This is a genomic window from Streptomyces sp. NPDC087263, from assembly GCF_044744645.1.
Classification (GTDB): Bacteria; Actinomycetota; Actinomycetes; order Streptomycetales; family Streptomycetaceae; genus Streptomyces.
In genome coordinates this window covers 276,062-285,046 of record NZ_JBIUYT010000013.1, presented here as the reverse complement: position 1 = coordinate 285,046, position 8,985 = coordinate 276,062, and the positions used below count along the sequence as shown (strand labels likewise).

At 70.2% G+C, this 8,985-nt stretch carries 8 protein-coding genes and 2 pseudogenes; 6 read left to right on the top strand and 4 right to left on the bottom strand.

Features of this window, described 5'->3' with window-relative positions; all coding sequences use genetic code 11:
- Positions 1-410, top strand: a pseudogene (locus ACIPC1_RS35420) (2-oxoacid:ferredoxin oxidoreductase subunit beta); the annotation flags it as partial.
- Positions 411-483: 73 nt separating this feature from the next.
- On the opposite strand, the gene ACIPC1_RS35415 reads toward ACIPC1_RS35420, so the two are convergent.
- Positions 484-855 carry a winged helix-turn-helix transcriptional regulator gene (locus ACIPC1_RS35415; RefSeq protein WP_402524703.1) on the bottom strand — a complete coding sequence of 124 codons (372 nt, stop codon included), beginning with the start codon at positions 853-855 and terminating at the stop codon, positions 484-486.
- An 87-nt stretch (positions 856-942) separates the two neighbouring features.
- Here ACIPC1_RS35415 and ACIPC1_RS35410 point away from each other — a divergent pair, with 87 nt between their 5' ends.
- Positions 943-1,797, top strand: a complete 855-nt coding sequence (locus tag ACIPC1_RS35410) for an SDR family oxidoreductase (protein WP_402524700.1) — start codon at positions 943-945, stop codon at positions 1,795-1,797.
- Between the two features lie 143 nt (positions 1,798-1,940).
- A pseudogene (gene rarD, locus ACIPC1_RS35405) lies at positions 1,941-2,666 on the top strand (EamA family transporter RarD); the annotation flags it as partial.
- A 59-nt stretch (positions 2,667-2,725) separates the two neighbouring features.
- Here the strand turns inward: rarD and ACIPC1_RS35400 are convergent.
- Entirely contained in the window at positions 2,726-4,213 is a 1,488-nt protein-coding gene (locus tag ACIPC1_RS35400) for an MFS transporter (protein WP_402524698.1), read from the bottom strand.
- 125 nt (positions 4,214-4,338) lie between these two features.
- Between ACIPC1_RS35400 and ACIPC1_RS35395 the strand changes: the two genes are divergently transcribed.
- Entirely contained in the window at positions 4,339-4,779 is a 441-nt protein-coding gene (locus tag ACIPC1_RS35395) for a helix-turn-helix domain-containing protein (protein WP_365442037.1), read from the top strand.
- A 203-nt stretch (positions 4,780-4,982) separates the two neighbouring features.
- Here ACIPC1_RS35395 and ACIPC1_RS35390 read toward each other — a convergent pair whose 3' ends face one another.
- On the bottom strand, positions 4,983-5,591 hold the full coding sequence (locus ACIPC1_RS35390; RefSeq protein ID WP_402524731.1) for a CGNR zinc finger domain-containing protein: 609 nt from the start codon (positions 5,589-5,591) through the stop codon (positions 4,983-4,985).
- 37 nt (positions 5,592-5,628) lie between these two features.
- Here ACIPC1_RS35390 and ACIPC1_RS35385 point away from each other — a divergent pair, with 37 nt between their 5' ends.
- Both ACIPC1_RS35385 and ACIPC1_RS35380 read left to right on the top strand, forming a co-directional pair.
- Entirely contained in the window at positions 5,629-6,087 is a 459-nt protein-coding gene (locus ACIPC1_RS35385) for a VOC family protein (protein ID WP_402524695.1), read from the top strand.
- A gap of 212 nt (positions 6,088-6,299) precedes the next feature.
- The gene (locus ACIPC1_RS35380; protein ID WP_402524692.1) at positions 6,300-7,241 is read left to right on the top strand and encodes a M28 family metallopeptidase; all 942 of its coding nucleotides are present in this window, start codon (positions 6,300-6,302) and stop codon (positions 7,239-7,241) included.
- A gap of 237 nt (positions 7,242-7,478) precedes the next feature.
- Here ACIPC1_RS35380 and ACIPC1_RS35375 read toward each other — a convergent pair whose 3' ends face one another.
- On the bottom strand, positions 7,479-8,897 hold the full coding sequence (locus ACIPC1_RS35375) for a tetratricopeptide repeat protein (protein WP_402524690.1): 1,419 nt from the start codon (positions 8,895-8,897) through the stop codon (positions 7,479-7,481).
- Between the last annotated feature and the right edge of the window lie 88 nt (positions 8,898-8,985).

Sequence of the window (8,985 nt, the reverse complement as noted above, 5' to 3'; positions counted from 1 at the left end):
TCTTCAACGACGGCGCCTTCGAAGTCCTCAAAGACAGACAGCAGGCCCAGGAAGCGGTCATCCGCCTGGAACACGGACAGCCCATCCGCTTCGGCACCGACCTGGCCAAGGGCGTCGTAAGGGACCCGGACACCGGCGACCTCAAAGTCGTCGACGTCACCGCGCAGAACGAGGCGCAGATCCTCGTCCACGACGCGCACGCGGCCTCGCCCACGACCGCCTTCGCCCTCTCCCGCCTCGCCGACCCCGACACCCTGCACCACACCCCCATCGGTGTCCTGCGTTCCGTCGAACGACCGGTCTACGACACCCAGATGTCCGACCAACTCGACACCGCCATCGAACAGAACGGCAAAGGCGACCTCGCCGCACTCCTCGCCGGCGGCGACACCTGGACAGTCGTCGGCTGATCGCTCGGTGACGTCCTACAGGGCCCTCGCTCCGTACGTCGTCACACAGGTACGTCCTACAGGGCCCGGGCCATCAGGTCCGGGCCCCGTCGTACGTCTCTCGCGCCTTCACCACGTCGTCCATCCGCTCTTCCGTCCAGGTCCCCAGCGCGCTCACCAGCAGGGCGGCCTCGCGGCCCAGCTCGGTAAGGGAGTAGTCGACCCGGGGCGGGATCACGGGCTTGGCGTCGCGATGGACGAGACCGTCGCGCTCCAGGGTCTGCAGGGTCTGGGTCAGCATCTTCTCGCTGACGCGCCCGATCGCTCGGCGCAGCTCGCTGAAGCGGTAGGGGCGTTCGTTCAGCTCGATCAGGACGAGGACGCCCCAGCGGCTGGTGACGTGCTCCAGGACGAGGCGGCGCGGGCACATGGCCTCGCCCTCGACGTTCCACTTACTTACGGCCATGCCAGTACCTTACTTCAAAGTGGGTACTTTCAAGAAGTTAGTGCAGCTCCTAGGGTGAGTGCCAAGCCCCCCAAGGAGAGAGCAAACATGAGCATCGTCATCACCGGAGCCACCGGACACCTCGGCCGCCACGTCATCGAGGGACTGCTGGAGAAGGTTCCGGCCGACCGGATCACCGCCGTCGTCCGGGACGAGGCGAAGGCCGCCGGGTTCGCTGCCCGCGGGGTGAGGATCGCGGTCGCCGACTACAACGCCCCCGAGACCTTCGACGGCCTCTTCTCCGCCGGCGACAAGGTGCTGCTGATCTCCGGAACCGAGTTCCACCTCGGCCGCGTCGGCCAGCACCAGGTCGTCATCGACGCCGCCAGGGCCGCCGGGGCCGCGCTCCTCGCGTACACCAGCGCTCCCGGCAGTCTCACGGCCGCCCTGGCCGACGACCACCGGGCCACCGAGGAGGCGATCCTCGCGTCCGGTCTGCCGTACTCCCTGCTGCGCAACGGCATGTACAACGAGAACTACACCGAGAACCTCGCCCCCGCACTCGAGCACGGCGCTGTCGTCCAGGCCGCCGGTGACGGTCGTATCGCCGGTGCCTCGCGCGGCGACTACGCGGCTGCCGCCGTGGCGGTGCTGACCGGCGAGGGCCACGAGAACACGACGTACGAGCTGAGCGGCGACACCACGTTCGGCTTCGCCGAGTACGCCGCCGAGGTGGCGAAGCACTCCGGTAAGGAGATCGCGTACCACTCCGTTCCGGCCGACGTCTACCTCGGCATCCTGACCGGCGCCGGGCTCCCCGAGGCCTTCGCCACGATCCTGGTGGGCGTGGACGCGTCCATCGAGAAGGGTGAGGTCGCGGCCACGACCGGCGACCTGTCCCGACTGACCGGCCGCCCGACCACGCCGATCGCCGAATCGGTCGCGGCGGCGCTGAAGGGCTGACTCCCCCCTCTGGCCCTCGCTGCCGCTTTCGAGCGCCCCCGCCTGTCATGACCGTATGGCGATACGGGCATGACAGGCGGGGGCGCTCGGCGCTACCTTCTTGAAGGCCGTACGAGCACGGCCGGACGGGCGAGGAGGACGCGATGGCGGTGAAGGCCAGGGGCGAGCAGCACATAGGTCTGCTGAACGGCATCGCCGCGTACGGCATTTGGGGCCTCGTCCCCCTGTTCTGGCCGCTGCTGGAGCCCGCCGGGGCGGCCGAGATCCTCGCCCACCGGATGGTGTGGTCGCTGGCCTTCGTCGGGATCGCGCTCGTCGTGCTGCGGCGCTGGGCCTGGGCCGGTGAACTGATCCGGCAGCCGCGCAAGCTCGGACTGATCACGGTGGCCGCGGCCCTCATCACCGTGAACTGGGGCGTCTACATCTGGTCCGTGAACGCGGGTCACGTGGTCGAGGCCTCGCTCGGCTACTTCATCAACCCGCTGGTCTCCATCGCGCTCGGTGTGCTGATCCTCAAGGAGCGGATGCGGCCCCTGCAGTGGACGGCGGTCGGCGTCGCCTTCGCGGCAGTGGTCGTCCTCACCCTCGGATACGGCAGCCCGCCGTGGATCTCCCTCACCCTCGCCTGCTCCTTCGGCACCTACGGGCTGGTCAAGAAGAAGGTCAACCTCGGCGGCATCGAGTCGCTCGCCGCCGAGACGGCCGTCCAGTTCCTGCCCGCGCTGGGCTTTCTGCTGTGGCTGGGGTCGACCGGGAAGGCGACCTTCGCCGCGGAGGGCGCGGGGCACATGGCGCTGCTCGCGTCGACGGGTGTGGTGACCGCGATTCCGCTGGTCTGCTTCGGCGCGGCCGCGATCCGCGTACCGCTGTCCACGCTGGGGCTCCTCCAGTACCTCGCGCCGGTCTTCCAGTTCCTGCTCGGCATCCTCTACTTCCACGAGGCCATGCCGCCCGAGCGCTGGGCCGGGTTCGCGCTCGTCTGGCTCGCGCTGTCGCTGCTCACCTTCGACGCGCTGCGCACCGCGCGCCGAGCGGCCCGGACGCTCAGGGCCGAGACCAGGGTTCCCAGGACCACCATCGCGACCGGCACCGTCAGCGCCGCGCGGAAGGCCGAAAGCGTCGCGTCCGGCTCATCGGCAGCCGGCCCCGATCCCGTCGACGCCAAGCCGTAGACCGCGGTCACCGCCGAGATCCCGATCGCCGAACCGAACTGCGTCGCCGTGTGCAGCAGCCCGCTCGCCAGCCCCTGTTCCGACTCGGCGACCCCGTCCGTGGCCGCGATCGTCAGCGGCCCGTAGGCGAGTGCGAAGGCGGTCCCCGCGATGATCAGGGTCGGGAACATCGCCGCGTACGACCAGTCCGCGCCGACGGGCAGGAACAGCCCGTACGCGATGACGGCGAGCACGAACCCGCCGAGGATCACCCGGGCGTGGCCGTACCGCTCGACCAGCTTCGGCGTGAGCGTCGGCGCAAGCACCGCGTCGCAGCCCATCACGATGAGCGCCACCGCCGTCTGGAGCGCCGACCAGCCGCGCAACTCCTGTAGATAGAGCGTCAGCACGAACTGGAAGCCGAAGAAGGCGCCCACGAAGAGCAGCGCGCCGAGGTCGGCACGGACCACGGATCCCTTGCGGAGGAGACCGAGGCGTACGAGGGGGGTGGCGGCGCGCCGTTCGACGGCGACGAATGTGGTGGCGAGGAGTAGCGCCGCAAGCGCCGCCGTGGCCGTCAACTGCCAGTCGTGCAGGCCGTGTTCGAGGCGGAGGACGGCGTAGGCGGCGAGCAGCATGGCTCCGGCGGCGGTGACGGCTCCGGTGAGGTCGAATCGTGCTTCTGCCGTACGGAGTTGGGGGCGCCGCTCCTGTACGGGGATCAGCCGGAGCGCCGCGAGGAGGATCGCCCCCGCGAGCAGTACCGGTGCGAAGAACACCCAGCGCCAGCCGAGTTCGGTGAGCAGACCGCCGATGACAAGGCCGAGGGAGAAGCCGCCGGCCGCCGTGCCCGCGAAGACCAGCAGGGCCTTGTTGCGGCGGGGACCCTCCTCGTACGAGGTGGTGATCAGGGAGAGCGCGGCCGGGGTCATGAACGCGGCGGACACTCCCGTGACGAAGCGGGCGACGATCAGCATCCAGCCCTCCGTGGCGAAGCCGCCGAGTCCGGAGAAGGCGAGGAAGACCGTCAGCCAGATGAGGAACATCCGGCGGCGGCCGAGAAGGTCGGCTGCGCGTCCGCCGAGGAGGGTGAAGCCGGCGTAGCCGAGGACATAGGCGCTCATCACCCAGGCCGCGGTGGTCGTCGACAGGTCGAGGTCGGACCTGATGGAGGGGATCGCGACCGCGAGCATCGCGACGTCGATGCCCTCCAGGAAGATCGTTCCGCAGAGGACGAGCAGTAGTGCCCAGGCGCGGGTGCCCACGGGGACTCCTCGGGTAGGGGGTGGTTACGTGACTGAGGGTCGGTTCCGTGACCGGGGTTCGGTTCCCTGACTGGGGTTCGGTTCCCTCTAGTAACCGACGCCAGCCTGCGGCAGCATCGACAGGTATGGAAGAAGGCACTTTGAAGTCACCGAGTAACTGCGAAGGCACCGTGGACTACGGGGACGCCGATCCCTTCCAGTGGGACACCCGGGAGGACTGCGAGGTGCGGCAGATCCTCGACCGGGTCGCCGGCAAGTGGTCCCTGCTGGTGATCGCGCTGCTCGATCGGCGCGTGCTCCGTTTCACGGAGTTGCGGCGGGAGATCGACGGGGTCAGTCAGCGGATGCTCACCGTGACCTTGCGGCAGCTTGAGCGGGATGGGCTGGTGAAGCGGACGGTGCACGCCGTGGTGCCGCCGCGGGTGGAGTACGAACTCACGCCGTTGGGCGGGACGTTGCATGCCACCATCCAGTCGCTGGTGACGTGGACGGAGCGGCATCAGGGGGAGATTGCTTCGGCTCGGGCGGACTACGACTCGCGGGCGTCAGCGGTGGCGGGCGGGTGACGGGGGCGGGATGACGGGGGTGACGGGGGTGACGGGGGCTTTTTTCGCCCCCTCCGCCCCTTCCCGTCCCTTGTTCCTGGGGGCTGCCGCCCCCAGACCCCCGCTGTCGCGCTGAACGCGCTCGGCCTCAAGCGCCGGACGGGCTGAAACGGGGCGGAGCCCCGAGCGGGCGGGGCGGCGATCGGGACGGCGCCGCCTCGTCCTCAAGCGCCGGACGGGCCGGCAGGGCCTGCTCGGCGGGCTCGGTGGGTGCGGGCCTTGTGGAGGTTGCCGCAGTGTTCCATGGCGCACCAGCGGCGGCGGCCGGGGCGGGATGTGTCGGCGAAGAGCAGCGAGCAGTTGTCCGACGCGCACTCGCGGATGCGGTGGGCGTGCGGGCCGGTGAAGAGGTCGACGGCGTCGCGCGCGACGGTGGAGAGGAGCTGGGTTCCCGTGGCGCCGGGGGCCCAGGCATGCGTACCGTCCGACGCGATGCGGGCGACCAGTGGCGGTTCGGCCGCGGCCGCGTTGACGAGGGCCAGGTCGCGGGGGCTCGGTGGGCGGCCGTGGGCGCGGTCGGCGGTCAGCAGGAACAGGGCGTCGCGCACGGTTCGCGTGTGCTCCAACTCCCGCTGGTCTACCGACAGTTCGAGCCCCGGCGAGAGACGGCTCCGGTCCGCCCAGTGCGCCAGGTCGGACGGCTCGTGCAGCACCTCGTAGCGGGCGAACTCGCCCGGACCGCCCGTCGTCAGCAGTTCCAGGCAGAGCGCGCCGGGGTCGAAGCGGTAGGACGTCCCGCCGTACGACACGAGGGTCAACCCTGGCGATTCCATTGCGCGCTCGCTCACGTAACCACTATAAGTGGTTACCATGACTCACGCGACCCTGCACTGGAAGCTCGTCATCGACGCGGAAGACCCGCACGCCCAGGCGGACTTCTGGGCTGCCGCCCTCGGCTACGAGGTCGAGGACAACAGCGCGCTCGTCGAAAAGCTGCTGGGCCTCGGCGCCGTACCGGCCGAGCTCACCGTCGAGTCCCACGGTCACCGGGCCTTTCGGGATCTGATCGCCGTACGGCATCCGGATGATCCGTACGAGGAGGAGAGCGGGACCGGGCTCGGGCGACGGCTGCTCTTCCAGCGCGTACCGGAGCCGAAGACCGTAAAGAACCGACTCCACCTCGACCTGCACGCGGGAGCCGATCGGCGTTCGGACGAGGTCGCCCGGCTGGAGGGGCTGGGAGCGACGGTGCTGCGGCAGGTGAAGGAGCCGGGCGGCGAGTGGGTGGTGCTGACGGATCCCGAGGGGAACGAGTTCTGTGTGCAGTAGCCGCGGACGCGGCCTCTCCCCTGTTCACCGTAGCCGCGGAAGCACCCTCTCTCTCCCCCGTTCACCGTAGCCGCGGACACGCCCCCTCCCCGATATGCGAACTCCCCTGACCAAATAGCGCCCTTGACGGAAAGTCAGTCACAGCTTCACCATCCAGGCACCCCATTCACTGTGGAATCCCTGTGATTCCCGCGGAATTCGGAGCCCCCCACATGAAGCTCTCCGCTACCGGGCGTGCCACTGCGGCTGCTGTCGTCGCCGTTGTCACGCTCCTCACCACCGGCTCGATAGCCGGCGCGGCGCCCGCACGTGTGGCCGCCGCGCCTGATCTCCCCGTGGCCAACATCAAGGCCCATCTCACACAGCTGCAGTCCATCGCGACCGCCAACGGCGGCAACCGCGCGCACGGCCGCACCGGCTACAAGGCCTCGCTCGACTACGTCAAGGCCAAGCTGGACGCGGCCGGATTCACCACGACCGTCCAGCAGTTCACGTCCGGTGGCCGTACCGGGTACAACCTGATCGCCGACTGGCCCGGCGGCGACACCGGCCAGGTCGTCATGGCCGGGTCCCACCTCGACAGCGTGACGGCGGGGCCCGGCATCAATGACAACGGGTCGGGTTCGGCGGCCGTGCTGGAGACCGCGCTCGCCGTCTCGCGGGCGCAGTACCAGCCCACAAAGCATCTGCGGTTCGCCTGGTGGGGCGCGGAGGAACTGGGCATGGTCGGCTCGCGTTACTACGTCAACAGCCTTGCCACCGGCGACCGGTCGCGGATCAGCGGCTATCTGAACTTCGACATGATCGGCTCACCGAACCCGGGGTACTTCGTCTACGACGACGATCCCACCATCGAGAAGACCTTCCAGACCTACTTCGCCGGGATCGGCATAGCGACGGAGATCGAGACCGAGGGCGACGGCCGCTCCGACCACGCGCCGTTCGACACCGCGGGCATCCCGGTCGGCGGTCTGTTCAGCGGCGCGGACTACATCAAGACAACAGCCCAGGCCGCCAAGTGGGGCGGCACGGCCGGCCTGGCCTTCGACCGCTGCTACCACGCGTCCTGCGACACGGCGTCGAACATCAACGACACGGCGCTGGACCGGAACGGGGACGCTCTGGCCTATGCGGTGTGGGAGTTGTCCTTCTAGCTCCGCCGTAGTCCCCCTGTAGTTATCCACAGTCGTGCCGTGACGGGCCCTTCGCGGGGTCCGGTCGTAGTCCTGCCCCGTGGTCGGTGCCATGTCTCTGCCCGAACGTCTTGAACGTCTTGAACCTCTCGAGCGTCTCGAACGTGCGGTCACCGGCCACGGGTGTGCGGGCTCCGGGTGTGCGGGCTCCGAGCGCAGGGCTAGGACCTGTCCGGCCGATCATGTCGCAGACGCGTCCTAGTCGGAGTGGCCGCGGGCGCGTTCGGTCAGACGGCCCATGCGGGTGCGGGTCTTTTCGAGTTGTTCGATGTCGTCGGCGGCCGGGCCGCCGTCGGCCGTGAGTTCGGTCCACACGCCGATCAGGTCGCGTCCGAGGTCCAGACCCTGTGAGGGGTCGCGGACGGCGCGCCAGGCCGTGGCCGCGCTCTGAACGTTGCCGTACGCGGCGTCCGGGTCCCGGTGCCTGCGGTGGACCCTGGCCAGGTCGAGCGACAGCCGGAAGGACCGGGGCGCGTCGCCACCCAAGTAGGCGATGTACGCGGTCAGTTCGCGCACCCGCAGCGCCTCCGGGTGCTCCGGGCCCAGCGTCTGCGCCGCCTCCGCGACAGCGCGCTCCGCCATGCCCGCGGCCTCTTCGATCCTGCCCTCCTGCACGGCCTCGTTGATCCGCGTCACACGTTCCGACAGGAAGGCCGCCTCACCCGCTCCTTCCGGCACCGGCGCCAGTACCGCTTCGGCGACCGCGTCGAAGCCCCGCACGGGGGCGGGCTTCGGCTCCGGTTCGGACTCCGGTACCAGATCCAGGTTCAGGGCGATCGGGGACCTGGCGGCCTTCCGCACGGGGGCCAGGTCGGGCGGCGGGCCGAACTCGCCCGTCGGGGGCCCCGCGACGCCGGGCGGTGTCTCCCCCTTCGGTTCCGGCAGCGTCCGCAGAGCGAAGGCCGACGGCGGGAGGACGCTCGGCGCGGGGTCGGTGGGCGCCGCGGGCCATACCGGGTCCACCGGCGGGGCAGGGGGCACCGGGGGCGTCCCGCCCGGTTGCATGGACGGAACCGGCGGTGGTGACGACGGTGGCGGCATCGGCGGTTGTCGCACCTGCCCGGCCGCGGGCTCAGGCGGGGGCGAGTGCGGCTGCCGGTCCGGGTACGACTGGGACTGCGGCTGCGACTGCCCGTCCTGGTACGACTGGGACTGCGGCTGTCGGTTCGGGTCCTGGTACGACTGGGACCGCGGGTCCGGGTACGACTCCGGCTGCGAGTCCGAGGCCGAGTACGACTCCGCCTGCGGGTGCGGCTGGAATCGACGCGGCTCCCCCACGTACGCGCTCGACCCGTCCACGTACACCTGAATCGGTACGACGAAGCCGGTGCGTTCGTCGTGGATCGCGGCGAGTACGGGCCGGCCGGTGGTGAGGGCGAGGCGGTGGAGGTGGTCGAGGACGGCGGCCTGGACGGTCTGGCCGGGGGCGGCGAAGACCGGCACGCCGCCGACCGAGGCCACGCCACCGCCCGGAGCGGCGCCCTCCGCGGGCACCCGCACCTCCACCGGCGTCACCGCGGGGTCCAGGTACTCCCCGGAGTACTCCCCGGAGTCGGCACCCTCCTCAGCGCGCCGCCGCTTGAGTTCCCGCTTCTGTTCGCGGCTGAGTCGAGACATCGTGCCCTCACTCGGGGTGATCGGGGGAGAAAGGGTGGACAGGGAGGACGGCGCCGAAAAAGATGTCCGCGCAGGTGCCCATCGGTCC

What these genes read in the sequence shown, in the direction of transcription:
- ACIPC1_RS35415 (WP_402524703.1), bottom strand. Translation starts at nt 855, where the DNA reads ATGGCCGTAAGTAAGTGGAACGTCGAGGGCGAGGCCATGTGCCCGCGC.
- ACIPC1_RS35410 (WP_402524700.1), top strand. Translation starts at nt 943, where the DNA reads ATGAGCATCGTCATCACCGGAGCCACCGGACACCTCGGCCGCCACGTC.
- ACIPC1_RS35395 (WP_365442037.1), top strand. Translation starts at nt 4,339, where the DNA reads ATGGAAGAAGGCACTTTGAAGTCACCGAGTAACTGCGAAGGCACCGTG.
- ACIPC1_RS35390 (WP_402524731.1), bottom strand. Translation starts at nt 5,591, where the DNA reads ATGGAATCGCCAGGGTTGACCCTCGTGTCGTACGGCGGGACGTCCTAC.
- ACIPC1_RS35385 (WP_402524695.1), top strand. Translation starts at nt 5,629, where the DNA reads ATGACTCACGCGACCCTGCACTGGAAGCTCGTCATCGACGCGGAAGAC.
- ACIPC1_RS35380 (WP_402524692.1), top strand. Translation starts at nt 6,300, where the DNA reads ATGAAGCTCTCCGCTACCGGGCGTGCCACTGCGGCTGCTGTCGTCGCC.
- ACIPC1_RS35375 (WP_402524690.1), bottom strand. Translation starts at nt 8,897, where the DNA reads ATGTCTCGACTCAGCCGCGAACAGAAGCGGGAACTCAAGCGGCGGCGC.